The 16,113-nt window shown below is 66.7% G+C and carries 23 protein-coding genes; 10 read left to right on the top strand and 13 right to left on the bottom strand.

What is annotated here, in order from left to right; all coding sequences use genetic code 11:
* Positions 1-59 precede the first annotated feature (59 nt).
* The gene (locus tag QOL16_RS01390; RefSeq protein ID WP_208385475.1) at positions 60-992 is read left to right on the top strand and encodes a LysR family transcriptional regulator; all 933 of its coding nucleotides are present in this window, start codon (positions 60-62) and stop codon (positions 990-992) included.
* Here QOL16_RS01390 and eno read toward each other — a convergent pair.
* The 6 genes from eno to QOL16_RS01360 all read right to left on the bottom strand — a co-directional run bounded on the left by eno (position 977) and on the right by QOL16_RS01360 (position 5,083).
* Positions 977-2,311, bottom strand: a complete 1,335-nt coding sequence (gene eno / locus QOL16_RS01385) for a phosphopyruvate hydratase (RefSeq protein WP_083393829.1) — start codon at positions 2,309-2,311, stop codon at positions 977-979. The two genes, QOL16_RS01390 and eno, sit on opposite strands and share 16 nt — an antisense overlap.
* 145 nt (positions 2,312-2,456) lie before the next feature.
* Positions 2,457-2,942, bottom strand: coding sequence for an inorganic diphosphatase (locus tag QOL16_RS01380; RefSeq protein ID WP_055960822.1), 486 nt, complete (start codon positions 2,940-2,942; stop codon positions 2,457-2,459).
* 26 nt (positions 2,943-2,968) lie between these two features.
* Complete coding sequence (locus QOL16_RS01375; RefSeq protein ID WP_055960823.1) at positions 2,969-3,340, bottom strand: CrcB family protein; 372 nt, start codon at positions 3,338-3,340, stop codon at positions 2,969-2,971.
* Positions 3,337-3,840: a CrcB family protein gene (locus QOL16_RS01370; protein ID WP_228506157.1), complete on the bottom strand. Its 504-nt coding sequence runs from the start codon at positions 3,838-3,840 to the stop codon at positions 3,337-3,339. Before QOL16_RS01370 ends, QOL16_RS01375 begins: the two co-directional genes overlap by 4 nt.
* Positions 3,837-4,580: a 2,3-diphosphoglycerate-dependent phosphoglycerate mutase gene (locus tag QOL16_RS01365; RefSeq protein ID WP_055960826.1), complete on the bottom strand. Its 744-nt coding sequence runs from the start codon at positions 4,578-4,580 to the stop codon at positions 3,837-3,839. Before QOL16_RS01365 ends, QOL16_RS01370 begins: the two co-directional genes overlap by 4 nt.
* On the bottom strand, positions 4,577-5,083 hold the full coding sequence (locus QOL16_RS01360) for a universal stress protein (protein ID WP_060915497.1): 507 nt from the start codon (positions 5,081-5,083) through the stop codon (positions 4,577-4,579). The genes QOL16_RS01365 and QOL16_RS01360 overlap by 4 nt, the downstream gene beginning before the upstream one ends.
* A gap of 434 nt (positions 5,084-5,517) precedes the next feature.
* On the opposite strand from QOL16_RS01360, the gene QOL16_RS01355 reads away from it, so the two are divergent.
* Positions 5,518-6,051 carry a hypothetical protein gene (locus QOL16_RS01355; RefSeq protein ID WP_071282847.1) on the top strand — a complete coding sequence of 178 codons (534 nt, stop codon included), beginning with the start codon at positions 5,518-5,520 and terminating at the stop codon, positions 6,049-6,051.
* Positions 6,052-6,193: 142 nt separating this feature from the next.
* Here QOL16_RS01355 and QOL16_RS01350 read toward each other — a convergent pair whose 3' ends face one another.
* Positions 6,194-6,352, bottom strand: a complete 159-nt coding sequence (locus tag QOL16_RS01350; RefSeq protein WP_175473046.1) for a hypothetical protein — start codon at positions 6,350-6,352, stop codon at positions 6,194-6,196.
* Positions 6,353-6,859: 507 nt separating this feature from the next.
* On the opposite strand from QOL16_RS01350, the gene QOL16_RS01345 reads away from it, so the two are divergent.
* A complete protein-coding gene (locus QOL16_RS01345; RefSeq protein ID WP_071282843.1) occupies positions 6,860-7,192 on the top strand; it encodes a hypothetical protein in 333 nt (110 codons plus the stop codon).
* Positions 7,193-7,244: 52 nt separating this feature from the next.
* Here QOL16_RS01345 and QOL16_RS01340 read toward each other — a convergent pair whose 3' ends face one another.
* Positions 7,245-7,793: a hypothetical protein gene (locus QOL16_RS01340; protein WP_071245658.1), complete on the bottom strand. Its 549-nt coding sequence runs from the start codon at positions 7,791-7,793 to the stop codon at positions 7,245-7,247.
* Positions 7,794-7,848: 55 nt separating this feature from the next.
* Positions 7,849-8,349, bottom strand: a complete 501-nt coding sequence (locus QOL16_RS01335; RefSeq protein ID WP_071282841.1) for a hypothetical protein — start codon at positions 8,347-8,349, stop codon at positions 7,849-7,851.
* 579 nt (positions 8,350-8,928) lie between these two features.
* On the opposite strand from QOL16_RS01335, the gene QOL16_RS01330 reads away from it, so the two are divergent.
* Entirely contained in the window at positions 8,929-9,102 is a 174-nt protein-coding gene (locus QOL16_RS01330; RefSeq protein ID WP_139266338.1) for a DUF4177 domain-containing protein, read from the top strand.
* A gap of 1 nt (position 9,103) precedes the next feature.
* Positions 9,104-9,679, top strand: coding sequence for a hypothetical protein (locus QOL16_RS01325; protein ID WP_139266337.1), 576 nt, complete (start codon positions 9,104-9,106; stop codon positions 9,677-9,679).
* Between the two features lie 158 nt (positions 9,680-9,837).
* On the opposite strand, the gene QOL16_RS01320 is transcribed toward QOL16_RS01325, so the two are convergent.
* The 3 genes from QOL16_RS01320 to QOL16_RS01310 all read right to left on the bottom strand — a co-directional run bounded on the left by QOL16_RS01320 (position 9,838) and on the right by QOL16_RS01310 (position 10,893).
* Positions 9,838-10,128 carry a hypothetical protein gene (locus tag QOL16_RS01320; RefSeq protein ID WP_071282836.1) on the bottom strand — a complete coding sequence of 97 codons (291 nt, stop codon included), beginning with the start codon at positions 10,126-10,128 and terminating at the stop codon, positions 9,838-9,840.
* Between the two features lie 96 nt (positions 10,129-10,224).
* Entirely contained in the window at positions 10,225-10,638 is a 414-nt protein-coding gene (locus QOL16_RS01315; protein WP_066651463.1) for a hypothetical protein, read from the bottom strand.
* 21 nt (positions 10,639-10,659) lie between these two features.
* Entirely contained in the window at positions 10,660-10,893 is a 234-nt protein-coding gene (locus QOL16_RS01310; RefSeq protein WP_139266336.1) for a hypothetical protein, read from the bottom strand.
* Between the two features lie 668 nt (positions 10,894-11,561).
* Here QOL16_RS01310 and QOL16_RS01305 point away from each other — a divergent pair.
* Positions 11,562-11,876: a hypothetical protein gene (locus QOL16_RS01305; RefSeq protein WP_071282834.1), complete on the top strand. Its 315-nt coding sequence runs from the start codon at positions 11,562-11,564 to the stop codon at positions 11,874-11,876.
* Positions 11,877-12,128: 252 nt separating this feature from the next.
* On the top strand, positions 12,129-12,308 hold the full coding sequence (locus QOL16_RS01300) for a hypothetical protein (protein ID WP_139266335.1): 180 nt from the start codon (positions 12,129-12,131) through the stop codon (positions 12,306-12,308).
* Between the two features lie 275 nt (positions 12,309-12,583).
* On the opposite strand, the gene QOL16_RS01295 is transcribed toward QOL16_RS01300, so the two are convergent.
* Positions 12,584-13,693: an acyl-CoA desaturase gene (locus tag QOL16_RS01295; protein ID WP_066651471.1), complete on the bottom strand. Its 1,110-nt coding sequence runs from the start codon at positions 13,691-13,693 to the stop codon at positions 12,584-12,586.
* A 503-nt stretch (positions 13,694-14,196) separates the two neighbouring features.
* Between QOL16_RS01295 and QOL16_RS01290 the strand changes: the two genes are divergently transcribed.
* The 3 genes from QOL16_RS01290 to QOL16_RS01280 all read left to right on the top strand — a co-directional run bounded on the left by QOL16_RS01290 (position 14,197) and on the right by QOL16_RS01280 (position 16,101).
* Complete coding sequence (locus QOL16_RS01290) at positions 14,197-14,697, top strand: hypothetical protein (RefSeq protein WP_139266334.1); 501 nt, start codon at positions 14,197-14,199, stop codon at positions 14,695-14,697.
* 107 nt (positions 14,698-14,804) lie between these two features.
* Entirely contained in the window at positions 14,805-15,044 is a 240-nt protein-coding gene (locus QOL16_RS01285) for a hypothetical protein (RefSeq protein WP_139266333.1), read from the top strand.
* 94 nt (positions 15,045-15,138) lie between these two features.
* Entirely contained in the window at positions 15,139-16,101 is a 963-nt protein-coding gene (locus tag QOL16_RS01280) for a helix-turn-helix domain-containing protein (RefSeq protein ID WP_071282830.1), read from the top strand.
* The last annotated feature ends 12 nt before the right edge of the window (positions 16,102-16,113 follow it).

Raw genomic sequence — 16,113 nt, 5'->3', positions numbered from 1 at the left:
CAAGCCTGCGCGAATCCTGCCTCTGGCGGTACCCGGAACCTCTTGGCAGGGCACAATCAATGATTGTGGCACTACGGCGACTCACGGACCGAACCCTCGACCTCGACACACTCGACGTGCTCGCACGCGTCGCCGAGACCGGCTCCCTCTCCGCTGCCGCTGGAGCGCTCGGCGTCACGCAACAGGCAGTGTCTGCTCGGATCCGGGTCGCCGAGCGCATGGTCGGTCACTTGTTGGTGCACCGCTCGACCACGGGGTCGGTGCTGACCGAGACCGGCAGGCTCGTCGTCGGGCTGGCCGGACCGGTCCTCGACGCGTCTCGCCACCTCGAAGCAGGAGTGGCTGCGCTGCGGACTCCCACGGGTTCGCTCGTCGTCGCAGCGTCACAGACGATCGCGGAGCTGCTGCTGCCGGGCTGGCTGCTCGAATTCCGCCGCCGCGAACCCGACGTGCGGGTGCGCCTGATCGCGGGCAACTCCGCCGCGGTGACGGACCTCGTGCAGTCGGGTGGCGCGAACCTCGGGTTCACGGAGACCCCGGTGACGGCGGCAGGTGTGTCCGCGCAGGTGATCGCGGACGATGAGCTCGCGGTCGTCGTTGCGCCGGAACATCCCTGGGCTCGGTCGACCGGGATCACTGCGGAGGTCCTGGCGGCGACGGCTCTGCTCCTGCGGGAAGAAGGTTCCGGAACTCGCGCGACCCTCGCCGCATGGCTCAGGGAGGCCGGTTTGAGCATGTCGGTTCCGGCCGCGGTGCTGGAGACCACGAGCATCATCCGGGCGAACGCGCAGGCTGGAATTGCACCGGCGGTGATGAGCCTTCGCACGGTCGCCGCCGACATCAACGACGGGTCGCTGGTGCGGGTCCCGCTCGCTGGGCCGCCACTTGCCCGGCCGTTGCGGGCGATCTGGTCGGGAGAGCCTCAGCCAGCTGGTTCTGCTTTCCTGCGCGTCGCCCACGAGGTGACCGGTCGGGGTCAGCGCAGCCCGTAGGGCAGCTCCGGATTGTTCTCCGCGATCTCGGTGAGCCGGTTGTACTTGGCGACGCGTTCTCCGCGGGCGGGTGCGCCGGACTTGATCTGTCCGGTTCCGGTGCCGACGACGAGGTCCGCGATGAACGTGTCGGTGGTCTCGCCGGACCGGTGCGACACCATGCTCCGCATCCCGAGCGAGCGTGCGACGCCGATCGCGTCGAGGGTCTGGGAGACGGTGCCGATCTGGTTCGGCTTGATGAGCGCCGCGTTCGAGAGCCCGTCCTTCCCACCGTCGCGGATGCGCTGCGGATCGGTGACGTAGAGATCATCGCCGACGATCTGGAGCATGTCGCCGAGCGCGAACGACATCGCCTTCCAGCCGCCGTGGTCATCTTCGGAGAAGCCGTCTTCGATGCTCCGGATCGGATACCGGCTGATGAGGTCGCGGTAGTAGTCGACCATGCCTGCGCGGTCGAGCCGGCGGTCCACGACCCGGTAGCTACCGTCACCGAGCGCGAACTCGTTCGCCGCCGGGTCGAGTGCGATCGCGACGGTGTCCACGCCGGGCTCGTAACCGGCGGCACTGATCGCGGCGACGAGGAGGTCGAGGGCCTCCTCGGGCGCGGCGATCGACGGGGCGAAGCCGCCTTCGTCCCCGAGACCGAGACTGCCGAACCGTTCCCGGACCAGTGCCGCCAGCGCGTGGTAGACGTCCGATCCGATCCGAACCGCGTCGGTCATGGTCTCGGCGTTCACCGGGGCGATCATGAACTCCTGGAAGTCGAGCGCGTTCGCTGCGTGCGCTCCGCCGTTGAGCACGTTGAAGTGCGGGACGGGCAGGCGGGGCGTGCTGCCGGTGACGTCTGCGATCCAACGCCAGAGCGGCAGCTCCGCTGCGGCGGCGAGAGCGCGTGCCATCGCGATCGAGGTCGCGACGACACTGTTCGCGCCGAGCCGGCGGTGGTTCGGGGTGCCGTCGAGGGCAGCGAGGGCGGCGTCGGCCTGCCCGATCGAGGTCCACGACTGGCCGGTGATCATCGGTGCGACGTCCGTCGTGATGAGGTGCAGTGCCTGGCTCACGTCGCGGCCGCCGTAGCTGCTGCCGCCGTCGCGAAGCTCGACAGCCTCATGCGCGCCAGTGGATGCGCCTGCGGGGGCGTCACCGGTGACGACGGTGCCGTCCTCGAGCTCGAGACGCACCTGGATCGTCGGGTAGCCGCGGGAGTCGAGGATCCGGGAGCCGTGCAGGCTGCTGATGGTGACGGGGCGGCTGGTGTGGGTCACGTACTCGCCCTGATGGTGGGTGGTGTGGTGGACGTTGCTGATGTAGTCGTTCACGGCGGTTGTCGCCTTTCGGGTTGGTCGTGCGGGTGTGGGCCGCGGGGAGGCGGAGGGACGACCTCCTGGCGATCACTGGGCGCCAGTTGCCTCCCCACGGCGGTTCAGGGCGCGCACTGGATGGTGTCGGGTGCGCGGGTGCCGGTCAGGGGTGCGGGGTGAACCGTTCCTGTGCGGCGCGGATGATGGCTTCGGCGTCGACACGGTTCGCCCACCCGTTGGTGGTGACGTGCTTGCCGTGCTCGATCTCCTTGTAGTGGGCGAAGAAGTGCTCGATCTCCGCCAGGACCGGCTCGGCGACGTCGGAGATGTCCTGGACGTGGTCGAAGCGGACGTCTCCGGCGGGGACGGTGAGGATCTTGTCATCGCCGCCGTTCTCGTCGACCATGCGGAGCATCCCGACCGGGCGGACGTCGATGACGACGCCGGGGAACGTGGGCCGGGGCAGCAGCACGAGCGCGTCGAGGGGGTCGCCGTCATCGCCGAGAGTGTCGTCGATCGAGCCGTAGTCCTGCGGGAACACCATGCTGGTGAACACCGCCCGGTCCAGGCGGATCCGTCCGGTGGCGTGGTCGACCTCGTACTTGTTGCCGCTGCCGCGGGGGATCTCGATCGTGATGTCGAAGTGCATGAGCTGTTCGTCTCCCAGTCGGATGGTCAAGTGAGGGTGCCGAGGGTGACGCCCCCGGCGGCTGCGGCGACGGAGACGACGAGCATCCCGAGCCCGTTCACGGCAGCCGCGGTGGTGCGGCCAGTGCGTGCGAGGCGGACGGTCTCGAAGCTGGCGGTGCTGAACGTGGTGTAGCCACCCATGAGCCCTGTTCCGAGCACCGCGACGGGGGTGGCGCCGAGGTGACCGGCGGCGCCGGTGATCAAGCCCAGCAGGAACGAGCCGGTGATGTTGATCGTCAGCGTCCCGACCGGGAGCCGGAACTGCCGACCCCGGTTGATCGCACCATCCACGAAGAACCGTGCGGCCGCGCCGACACCGCCAGCGACCGCGACGCTGAGGAAGGCCAGGGCGCTCATGATGTGGCCCCGTTCGGTCGGACCAAACCCGCGATCGCGAGGCCGCTACCGGTGGCGATCGCGCCGGCGAGGACCGTCAGGAGCGCGTACCCGGTGCCGGCCAACCCGCGGCCAGCGAGGAACAACACCGCGGTGCTGGTCGCGAGGGTGCTGTAGGTGGTGAACCCGCCGAGGACACCGGTTCCCAGAAGCAGGCGCAGTGTCCGGCGGCGACCCTCGTCAGGTCCGCGATGCGCGAGGTGTTCCAGCAGCACACCCAGTAGGAGCGCGCCGGCGATGTTGATCCAGAAGATCGCCCAGGACACCTCCTGCTGAGCGGGGAACGCGGTGCTGAGTCCGTCGCGTGCGGCGGTACCGATGGCGCCGCCGAGTGCGACGACACCGAGGTACCGCCACCGCAGATGCACTGGCCGGTCGATACGTTCCGGGTCGTTGGCGTCGATGTCTGGGTCGGGCGGGAGCTGCCCATCGGGCAGGTGCGTGTCCGTTCGGGAGGTCATGTTCCACCTTCCGCAGCGACCGCTGCCGCTGCTGCTCGTGCTGCCGGATGCAGGTACTCCCCACCCCGCGGACAGAACCCACCGTCGCCGTCGAACCGGTAGATCAGGGGTTCGCCCGTGGGGAGGTTCAGGTCCGCGAGCTCACCGTCAGTTAGGCCGTCCATGCAGGCACACAGTGCCCGCAGTGAGTTGCCGTGCGCGACGACGAGCACTGTCTGCCCGTCGCGGAGTGCCGGGGTGATGCTGTGCGACAGGACGGGTTGGACCCGGCGGATGACGTCGGAGAGTGTTTCGGTTCGACGAAGTGCCGCCCACGGCAGTCCACGAAGCGCCGGCGTCCGCCGGAGCGCCAGCCACGCGCGGATCGACATGCGTGGTGGCCGTCCCGTGCGGGTCCGACGAACAGCGAAGAACTGCTCCGCCCCCAACGCCGCTTGCGCATTCTGCTTGGACATGCCGGTGAGGGCGCCGTAGTTCCGCTCGTTCAACCGCCACGTCGACTCGATCGGCGCATCACGTCCGAGGACGTCGGTGACGAGCTCCGCCGTGTGGAGCGCCCGCTCGAGCGTCGACGTGAGCACGAGGTCCGGTCGGATGCCGGCATGCAGAAGTAGCAACCCAGCCCGATTCGCTTCGGCGCTGCCCTGTTCGGTCAGCGCGACGTCTCGCAAGCCGGTGAAGGTACCGGCAGCGTTCGCAGTGCTCTGTCCGTGGCGGAGCAGAACAAGCTGGCCGGTCACGGGGTGTCCCACGGCAGTGGGGCATCGAACCCGACCGGATCAACGGGCACTACGAGCACTGAACGGTGCTGCTGATGGGTCAGCCGTACCGCGACCGACCCCGTGAAGAACTCCGCGATTCGACCCGCTCCCGTCCTGGCCCCGACGACCAGCATCGCCGCGTCGCGGTCTTCGGCCACTTGCGACAGTGCCCGGCTCGGATCCCCGACACCCGGGACGAACGTGACGTCGACGCCGTAGGTCGTTGCGGCAGCACGTACTGCCGCCTTGTCACTGTCCGACAAGCCCTGCGGTGTCGTGTCAGCGGTGTCAGGGTCGATCGGTTCCACCATCACCGACCCGTCCGAGCGCGTACCGGCATCGAAGAGCGATGCATCCACGCTGACGCACACCAGCGTCGTACCGAAGCGCCGCGCGATAGACGACGCAACCTCGATGACCCCCGGAGCGAGGCCGGGCAGGACGCCGACGACGACCGGTCCGGAACCGATTGGTGCTGTCATGACACTCCCTACCTCAGGCGCGCAGAAGCGCGACCAGCTGAGATAGGGACTGTTGTCGACAACTGTCGAGGTTGGGTCCGGCAAGCCCCACTACCGGGTCCGAAGACACCACCATTATGCACCCGAACCCCAAGTCACGCGGGCCGTCTCGCGCACCCGCGACGTCCCGACACCGAAGGAAGCGATTCCGACGACACGGAGCGAAGCTGCCCACACTCAGGGAGTTGCTGGGTTCCGTCTCTCAGCCCGGGGCCTCCGAGCCTGTACCGGTGAACGACCGACTATCGGACGGTCGTTTGCGCATTCCGCGGCAGTATCCGTTTGCGTGACGAGCACGGCGAGACGAGCGATGTTGTGCGCGTTCGTCGACGAGGAGTGGAACGATCCGTCCCCCGAATGACGACGCGAGGACATCGGACCGACAAGATGGTTCGATGGCCTCGCAGTCGAACACGTCAACCGTCGGGCAACGTCTCGGCGCGCTGGCAGTATTCGTTGCGGTCATCCTCGTCCTCGCAGGTGTCGCGGCCGGTGGCGCGTACTGGGGTGTGTCGGCGCTGACCAACGGGCTCAAGGAAGCAGCCACGCCAGCGCAAGCCGGCGCGTACGGAGCGTGCGACGAACACTCCCCGTGGTCCTGCCGAGCGGTGCCACAACGCACCGTCGAGAACCGGTTCGGGCAGACCGTGCCCGACGACTGGACAGTCCTCACCGCGGAAGCAGAGCCCATAGCAGCCGTGAGCGGCACCCCACAGATCCAAGTGTTGCTGGAAGCGCCTGCCGGCTCTGACGTCAGCTCCTGGCTGGCACTCGTCGATGACGTTCACACCACTGCCACCACTTCAGAGGCACCACCTCTGAAGGACCTTGGCATGACTTCCGTCCGCGGTGGGACGAGGGACTTCACGAAGGTGTACTCCGGCGACTACGACGACCACATCTACGTCTGGGCATACAAGCACCTGTAGTGCGGCTCCGCCGCATACCCTGCCGGCATGTCCCCGCTTCTCGAGTCGAGGCTGCAGGGCTGCCAATCCCGCTCGGAGAACTCTGGCGCGCTGGATGTCACGCCGAGCGCGGAAGTCCTTCGTTGTGTCGATAGCCGATCGGCTACCGGGCGGTCCTCGTCTGGACGAACAGGGAGAGGCCGAACACAAGCACTCCCAGCCCGAGCGGGGCAAGGATGACCAGGAACGGCGCCCCCGCTCCTTCGGCAGCGAGCATCATCGCGACCCAGAAGAACGCGATGATGCCCGTTCCCGCGCTCACCGCCCCGAAAGTGATCGCAGTGCCCCATCGCGACGCGTCCGAAGACAACGGGACGACCAGCAGACTGCAGACGAGTGCTCCGACGATGCCCGGCACGATGCAGGACCAGAACGCAGCGTCCGCCGAAGCCCACTGGTCAGGGCCTGCTCCCGTCCAATGCACGGGCACGCGAGAAGGAGGGTCTGTCCATGCCAGGCGGAGAGCGATCACTGACGCTGGAGCAAGCCAGGCCAGCAGCGCAGCCATGACAAGCGCAGCACTCACGCGCGACCGTGGCTTGATGACGCCAGAACTCGACACTCCTGCACGGTATCGCTGCCAGACGTGCCCGGTAGCCGATCGTCAAGCGGACGGGCCGGCCTGAGGGACGAGACCTCTTCTCTGCGGTCGCGAGATCGCATGAGCACCTCGTTGCCGTCGTGCGGGTCGCGCGGATCACCGACGGGCATGAGCTGTCCGTCCGGAGCACGCAGAGCCTCCGCTGGGCGCAGGCATTAGCTTCGAGTGGTGGACGAGATCCTCAAGGTGTCAGAAGTCATCGCCCTGCTGCGGCCGATGTTCCAGGTCATGCTCACGACCCCTGAACTCGCGACGCTCACGCTGGAGATCGTGCCGATCGACGACGTCACCGGCTCAGCGCTGGACGGGGACGATCTCGTCGAGCAGAACAGTGCCGTGGTCCGCTGGCGCATCATGCGCGAACGCGGTTGGTCCGGCGGTTTGTGGGTCGAGGACGGTCTCGACGCCCTCGTTCGCAATGTGCAGAGTGATCTCCAGGACTTCATCGCGGAGAGCCGATTCGGATGGGGTCAGCTCAGAGGGCCTCACGACCTCCCGTGATGTCGACCTGGTCGACGAAGTAGCCCAGTCAGGACGCCCGGTGTTCGACCGGTTATCGCTGCTGCTGCCCCCGAGTGAGAGCGATCCGTGAGCGCACGGCCTCGACGCACTGCTCCAGCGAGTCTCGGTCGGTGTGCAGCGTCAGGTCAGCTTCGATTCGAGGCAGCTCATCCCCCCAGCGGTCGTAGACCGCGCGCAAGTGATCCTCTTGACGCGAAACTCCGCGGCTCGGATCGGCCAATGCTCGCTTGAAGGCGACTTCGAACGGTGTGGTCGTCGCGATCGTCAGCGATGGCACTCCGTCTGGTGCTTGCCGGAGCAGTTTCCGCACCTTCTCGCTCGTTCCGACGCCTTCGACGATGACGCAGCTCATCCCCGCGCGGAGCCACAGCCCCACGACTGTCTCAGTAATGCGATGGGCAACTTCCCAATCCGCGAGCGTAGGTAGCGCCATCGACGCGATCAGGTCCAGCTCAACCGCGGCAACTTGCTCGCCCTGCGCGCGAAGCGCATCGCTGAGAGCGGAGCTGAGAGCGCTCTTCCCTGACGCTTGTGGCCCCGCGATCACCACGTAAACAAGGGGTCGAGTACATGTCGTCATCCCGGCAGCGTGCTCGACAGACGCCAGGCCCGCAAGAGTCTCGACAACCGATCGGCTATCGGACACCGAATCGGGCCCAGGAGTCGGCGGGTAGCTCCGGCTGGCCTGGGACGGCGTGGTGCTCGAACGTGCACGTCGGGTCGATTTCGGTCGCGACCGTGCGCCAGAACTTCGCTGCTACTTCGTTGCGGTCCTGGTAGGCCACCGCCCATCTCCCCGGGTGCACCGCGGTCAGTTCCGTCACGGCGGCACGTCCGATGCGAGAGCGTCGTGCTCCGTGCGCGATGAAGAAGCTACTGATGATGTGTTCCTCTTCGTCGAGTCCGCGGAGGACCGCGAGTCCGACCGGGTGCGGTCCGAGGTGGAATACGTGTGCCGACCAGCCCGGCTCCGCAAGGCCGGCGTCGAGTCGTTCTTGGCGGAAGCGGCCGCGCTCATCGGGGAGCGTGCCGGTGAACGCGGACATCTCGTGCCGGAACATGGTCCAGAGCTGTTCGAGCTGATGGCGGTGTCGTTCGTCGGCGGTGGTGATGGTCAGGGGCGTTGGGGTGCTCATACAAGAAAACCTCCGCCGTGGTCGGCGGAGGTTTCGTCGCTGACAGTATATCGCCCCGTCCGGCACCCGATCGGCTACCGGGACGCGATCACGACACAGAGCGAAGCGAGAAGGACGACACAGAGCGAAGCTGCTCACAGGGACGCCCGCTCCCGAGAGCGGCGCGGAGACGCAGCACCCGCCCCCGGATGGGCGTCCGGATAGCGCCCCGCCATCGCGACTGTCTGCGGACCACCTATGTGAGACAGATGGTGAGCGCTGCGTGCGACCGCGATGACTCGTACGCCGGAGGACCGGCTACTGAGACGTCACGGAAAAGGCCGCCTTTTCGGATATGGATGCGGGACGGCGACGATCGGCGTGGCGTCGCGATGGACGGTGCGCCCGGCTGATCCTGGTGTCAGCTGCACCCGGGAACCTCGTAATGCTCGCGAACATCGAGGCACAGCGCCAAGATCTCGCGGAGATCCGGGCCGTCGGCAGGGAACGGCGATCGTGCGCCAGGGTTGAGGGTCGCTTCATAGCAGGGCAATCGTGCCCTCCCAGATTGCTACTGTCGACACGAGTCGAGAGGGCATCATGAAGCGCTACGAGTACGTCACTATCAATGTGTCTGGCGATGAGCCGAAGCATGTCGCGGCCTTCAACGAGACCATCAACCGTTACGCGGCAGAGGGATGGACGGTCGCGCAGATGGTTCGCCCGTCCGTCGTCGGTCCACTTGGGGTGCTCTTCGAGCGAGACGAAGCTTAAGGTGGCTCGCACAGAACGCCCTACCCAGGCGATGTACGCCGCGATTGGACGCACGGCGGCGGAGTCGGCCCGGGTCGAGCAGAACCTGCGCGAGTTGTTCGCGCTCTTGATCGAGTCGCCTTACGGCCGGGTGCTCGCGGCGGGCGAGGACATCTCCCGGCTTCAGCAGATGTGCCTACGAGTCGCCCGCTACAACAAGAAGATCACCGAGGCGCAGCTGGAACAGCTGATCGCGATTGACAGGGCGATCACCGCGGCTCGGCCGCAGCGCAACTTCCTCGTGCACTCGGTCTGGTACCGGATGAAGACGCCCGGTGAGCACTATGGTGAGCGGAGCAGCCGGCCCGCCACCTCCCGAAACGGTGCATCGACGTCAGAGCACGCCGTTTGGACACTCGATGACGCGAGGGAAGTCGCGAACTACTACGAGAAGATCGCGGGGTATTTGGAGCGGTTCATAGACCAGACATTCGAGGGCGTTCGCATTCCGCTGGTGATGAGTCGCGCCCAGGAAGAGAACATCCGGGAGCGTTGGGAGAAGCTCATGGGCGATGCCTGGCAGCTGCCGAGCGACTAAATCAGGTCCTCAGCCTTCGCTCGGCGGCGGCCTGGATGCCCGAGAGAGCCATTCGACGACGGTGGCGAGCGCGACCAGGGCTGATCGCTGCGCACTGGTCGATGCGTTCTCGAACGAGTGTGTCCGAGAGCGGATGCCTGGGCGGACGGTTCTGCGGTCTACAACCCCTTGCGCTTGTTGGTCTCCCAGTAGCCGAGTACCACGTCATCCTCCGGCAGCTCTCGTTCGACGAGCAGCAGCAGACGACGTCCTTGGCGTTCGTGGGAGCGCGCAGCCGCCTCAGTCGGCCAGCCAATTTCGATGCCGTAGTTCTCGTTGAAGTCGCGAGCCCATTCGAGAATCTCGCGCTGAAGTTGGGGCGAGAACGACGGCGTGCCAGCGTCGCAAGGGCCGTCGTCGTCCCACAGCGGCCAGTCGACGCTGTACTCGTTCATCAGCCGGTAGCGCATACCCGCAGGATCGCACAGCAGGCAAAACGCCGTCCGGTGGCCGATCGATCACAGGACAGCTCTGGCGCCGGTTGGAGAGGGCTGGGCGAATCGCTGTCAGCGATGATCGTCTCCGATCTGGGCGACGACGTGGAGATCAACACGGTTGCGACCGGCCCACTGCTGGACGTCGTTTGGTCGTCGGGCGACCAGGAGCTCCTGTACGTGCACGTCGTGAGCTGCGAGGTCGCGCCGGACCCGCGCACCGAATCGGCCGAAGCGCACGATCGTCGCGACCGTCACTGCGCCCGACCCGATGATCAGGACCGGGAAGATCCAGGTCGGACCGATATGCATGAGCCCGAGGGCCCAAGCCAGCGCCCAGATCGTGAGTTGCGCGGGGAACGCGATGGCGAAAGAGAGCTTCCTGCGCGCGATCTCGACGGCGTAGCGATTGCCGAGCAGCGGACGCCACGGTGCGGCGAGACGCTGGATTGCGCCCTTTGGTTGCTGGTATGACACGATGCTCACGCGCGCGGTGTGGCCGGTGGCTTATCGGCCGCTACGATCCGGCGCTCGGAGAGCGCGCATGCTGCGGAACACCCAGATGTACGCAACGACGATGACTGCCGACAGGAGCACGATCACCACCGTCCAGATGAGCCAGTCGGAACGGTCCGGGTCGCCGAGCGCCCCGGAGACGAGCGTGCTGATCGCCATCGCGGGAAACAGCAGGCTGACCCAGATGAAGACCCAGCCCTTGGCGCGCTTCGACATCGTTGCCACACAGCTACAGTCCCATTCGCCTCGGTAGCTGTCGATTCGACGATACTCAGGGTGATGCTGGCGGTCCCGATGAACCATGGGCCACCGGTCGCCTCGCTGGTCAAGCGGGATTACGTTGCTGATCGTCAAGGCGCCTGTGACGCGGTCGAGGTATCCGTCTCATGCATTCGACTGATCTGAGGTAAGCGGTCACTCGTTCGCATCGCCTGGCTAGTTCGGAGCGGGCGTCCGTCGACAGGTGGTGAAGCTGGAGTGCGTCAGGCCGTCAGCGGACGGCCTGATCTGATCGTCCGCTGCGATGAGCGTGACTCGAATCTGAACACGGGTCGGGCGCAATCGGCATGGCCGACGCCGTACTGGTCCTCGTCACCAGCGGCTGCAGGCTGATCGCTGCGAGGTCGTTGCCAGAAGGATCTTTTGCGAGGTAATCGTTCCCGTGTCGACATCGCGCTAAGGAGCTGACATCGCCCCGCGCGTTTGGGCACCGCGATGACAGTTCCAGCCACCGGTGCGTCTCCTCGGCCCGCGCATGAGGGACACCCGTTGGATGTGCCTCCGGGAGCGGCGCGTACGGTACAGGAGCGTCGTTGGACTGGGCGCGTCGGGGATGATTTTCACGGTCGCCGTCTTCTCAATCCCGCCTTGTCCCGCGGCGAGAGCGGTTGATCGTGCAGTACCTCCATTACGGGCATACCCGCATCCTCGTCACCGACATGGTCGGCAAAGCGGTGCTGGCCTACAGCGCCTCGTTGGCGCAAGCCGCGGTCGCTGACACCGTCGCAGTGCCGACCGTTGATGATGCTGGACTACCGGTGACGGTGCAGGTCATGCTCGCTCCGGCGATCCCGATCCTGTTGGAGCCGGCGCCGGAGGACGCCCTCGAGGACGCAGGCGACCTCGCCGCGCAAGACTTCCTCACGGATGCGCGCTGGAGAATCAGCGCCCTTCCCCCAACCGGTCCCGATGCCCGGGACCGCAGATGAGTAGGCACACCAGAGGTGCCACGAAGAGCTGTAGCGGCTCCCGGGGGACCAGCAAGAAGCCTGTGCACCGTCAGCCCTCGTCTCGTACCGCGCGGTGACGTGACGGTGGTGAACAGCCGATTGCGCGCACCGGCGCTCAGGCGGTCCACTTGCGCGCGCCTGATACGGAGCCGAGCTGCATCGTTGTGCCCGCTGGGCAGGTCATTGGGCAGAGCCCGAGCGGATTGCTGCACATCGGAGATCGGAAGGCCCATGGAAGCTGAGCCGGGAGGAAGCCCGGCCGAGACGATGGCGTTCGTGGTCGGTGCTCTGCGGGCACGAGGTCATGTCGTCGATGCGGACACCACTGACCGCATTGCACGGATCCTCGCCGGCGACCTGACCGCAGAGCGGGCGCGGGCCGAGATCGCTGCGAAGTATCGTCAGCGGTGAACGGCCCGTCAGACCGCCGATCCGAGCCGGTTGTCGCCGTGATGTGGATGGCTGCCGGTTAGGTGCTGGTGGTCCAGCGGTGCCAGGCGTCGATTTGGTCTTGTGCGGCTTCGAGCGAGTGGTGGGTGCCGTGAACGGAGCCATCGAAGGTCACCGCTGTGTAGTCGCCTGCGGCGATGCCGGAGCCGACGACCGCTCCGGCATCGTCCGTCGCAGTCCACAGCTCCGTGTCATGTGAGCTCCAGTGCAACAGTGAGATCCGTTTTCCGCTCACGTCAGTGGATCCGCATCTGCGCGACCATCGGGCAGAAGAACGGGTCGCGGGCGCTGAGACCCACCCGGTTGAGGTACCGCACGACGATCCCGTACGAGCGCAGCAGCGTGGTCTCGGTGTACGGCACGTCGAGGGTGTCGCAGTGGTCCCGCACCAGCAGCCGCGCCTGCCGGAGCGCCGGCCGTGGCATCGAGGGGAACAGGTGGTGCTCGACCTGGAAGTTCAGGCCACCCATCAGGGACGACACCCACCACCCGCCGCGGATGTTGCGCGAGGTCCGGACCTGGCGCGAGAAGAAGTCGACCTTCGCGTCGTGCGCGATCGTCGGCATGCCCTTGTGGTTCGGCGCGAACGAGGCGCCCATCATCACGCCGAACACGGCCAGCTGCACACCCAGGAACGCGCACGCCATCCCGAACGGCAGGAACCAGAACACCACCGTCAGGTAGATGCCGAAGCGGGCGAGGAGCAGGACGCCCTCGAGCCAGCGGTGTCGGACGTCCGCCTTGGTGCCGGTGCCCGTCAGGACCGAGGTCACGGCGTACCGGTGCAGGTTGACGCCCTCGAGCGTCAGCAGCGGGAAGAACAGCCATCCCTGGAAGCGCAGGAACGTCCGCATCAGCGGGCCCTTCGCCGCGGCGGCGTCATCGGGCAGGAAACGGATGCCGTCGGGGGCGATGTCCGGGTCCTTGCCCACGGTGTTCGGGTTGCCGTGGTGACGGGTGTGCTTGTTCATCCACCACGAGTAGCTCAAGCCCACCAGGAAGGTCCCGACCCAGCGGCCCGCGTGGTCGTTCCACTTCTGCGACGCGAACACCTGGCGGTGCGCGGCCTCGTGCGACAAGAACGCGAACTGCGTGAACAGCACGCCAAGCACCCCCGCGACGATCAGCTGGAACCACGAGTCGCCGAGGAACGAGAACGCGACCCACGCCAGGGCGAGGGTGGCGACGAGGCCGCCGAACAGCGACCAGTAGAAGCCGGTGCGGCGACGCAGGAGACCGTGGTCCTTGACCTGCGCGAGCAGCACCGAGTAGGTGGAGGTGCCGGAGCGGCCGCCGTTCCCGGGACGGGTGCGGGTGAAACCGGGGGCGAGCGGGATCGTCGTCATCGAGGACCGACCTTCTGGTGCTGAGCGATCCTTCGACCGGTCCGGAGAGTTCACGCATCCGCGCTTGCCGTCACGCTACGGCGCCGGGATGCATACCACCCGTGAGTCGGCAGGAACCTCCGCCCTCAAGCTGCGGTCTGCTGTCTCCACGGCAGCGGCTGCGCGGCTCCTGCTATCGAACAGGCCCAGGAGCCGGACGACACCGTCTTCCTGATGAGCCAACGCCCGAAATCCATCCCGCTGCGGCCGAACTCGGCCAACCGGATTCCCGACCTCGCCGATCGGCCATCCCCATCGGCCGCGTGCACAGAGTCGTGTGGTCATCCCCTGACCCTCCTCGTACGCAGATGGCCGGCAACAGAGGAACCGCCGGACGCGTCCGTCTGCAACCTGCATGCTGCGACCAACCGGCAGGAGGAGACTCATCTCAGACGGTTCCGACCACGATGCTCGCCGAAGCGCACGCATCCTGGCGGTCACCACCGTCAACGGAAGCAGTCATCATGACCGGCCCATCCACAACCGCTGACCAGCACCTCGCCCTGACCAGCGTCGTCGCATCCGGCCTGCCGGCATCGCTCGGCACCGACGCCGCCGAACGGTTCTACGACGTCCCCGCAGTCTTCAACCGACGACCCAATCCTGAAGAGATCGCAGCGCTGGAAGGCTCCGGAAGTCACCATTCGTTACAGCGCGCCGGCTACCCGGATGTGACGCTCGCTGTGCACGACCGGCGTCTGATCATCGGCAACACCAACCTCGGCCAACTCGAACGGGGCCTCTCGACCACCATCGCGAACCTGGTGCACCAGATCAGCAGCAACGCCCTCGCCACGATCCGCCAGTCACGAGCTGACGCGCAGACCGCGCAAGATGCACAACTCGCTCGCGCCCAAGACACCACCCGCGCAGCCGAACGCATCCACTTCACCCCCGACACGTCCATCACGCCTGACAACGGCGCGCCGAACACGGTCGCAGAGCCGAAGCCGGCAACCCGGTGAGCCAGCCTTCCCCGGCAGTGACGGTCTCTGCGGAACCGTCCAGGATGCGGCTCCGTCCGGATGGGCTGATCACCACCGGTTTGACGGCGGCGACGAAGGAGAACAGCATGCCGGATCACGCAACCCACGTCACGCTCGACCCCGCCGGAGTACTGCGAACCCTCGTCCTCCAAGAGCCCGACCACCCAGACATCACCCTCACTCTCCGCGGAACCGCCCCAAAAACGCTGCAGTACAACGGGCGGATCTGGGCAGCCACCCACCACCGGCTCCATCGACCAATGGCCCGCAACGGCTACCAGTACACGCTCCTGCAACCCCCGAAAGCTTCCCCGGAACACCCCTGACAGCTCCGTCGCAGACCGCCGAATCACCGGAAGGCGTGAAACGGTTCCAGCCGCGAGCAACGATGTCGGCGGTTGGCGGCATACTGACTCGCGGATGCCGTCGGACAACCTGCCCCCAGTCGCCGTCGACCGCCGAGGTACGAATGTCGACGAAGCGGTCGCGTTCTACGAAGACGTCTACGCGAGCCAGGACATTCACATCGGCAAGCCCACCGCCGACGGATTCACATGGCGGTACCGCGCCGTCGGCGACGACGACGAGCTCACGCTGGGCACATCCGCTGTCGACGCGAACCGCTGGGGCACCATCGGCCAACACGGCACTTACATCCTCGCCTGGACCACCACCCCGGGCATCGTCCTCGACGTCGACACGCGAGACGCGATCGCGATGCCACCGAACGTGCCCGTGATGTACCCATCGGGGCGCCCGTTCGAGTTCAACGCTGCGCCAGGTACCCAGCACATGATCCGCTTCGACGGCACCTTCCTCGAGAACGTCGCCGCAGCCCAGCTCGGCGCAATCCCCGGTCCGCTGCAGTTCCGGAACCTTCCCGACCCGGAACAACTCGAACGCCTCAGACAGGTGATCCGTGCGGCAGCACCCGAGCTGCTGCACTCCGGAACGGGCCGGTGGCGACGAGCAGCTGTGAACATGCTTGTCGCAGAAGCAACAGTCGACGCTTTCCACGCCACCCCCGACGTCGACATCGTCTTCCACGACGGCCCAGCGACGATGCGCTTTGCGCAGGAGTGGATGGTCGCTAACGCTCATCGACACATCACCAGCACTGACGTCGCCCAGGCGGCCGGCATCAACGCCCGCGCCCTGCAAGCAGCCTTCCAACGCCACGCGGACACCACCCCCATGGCTTTCCTCCGCCAGATCCGGCTCCACCGGGTCCGTGCACAGCTCGTCGCCGGCGAAGCCCCAACGACCGTCATCGCAGACGTCGCACGAGGCTGGGGCTTCGGACACCTCGGACGATTCGCCAGCTACTACGCCGACACCTTCGGAGAACGACCATCCGACACGCTCCGCAGACCGTCACGGTGACTCAGCAGCAAC

It is taken from the genome of Curtobacterium sp. MCBA15_004 (assembly GCF_001865055.2).
In the GTDB taxonomy this organism is placed as follows: Bacteria; Actinomycetota; Actinomycetes; order Actinomycetales; family Microbacteriaceae; genus Curtobacterium.
The sequence above is the reverse complement of the archived record's forward strand: the minus strand, read 5'-3'. Positions and strand labels throughout refer to the sequence as shown.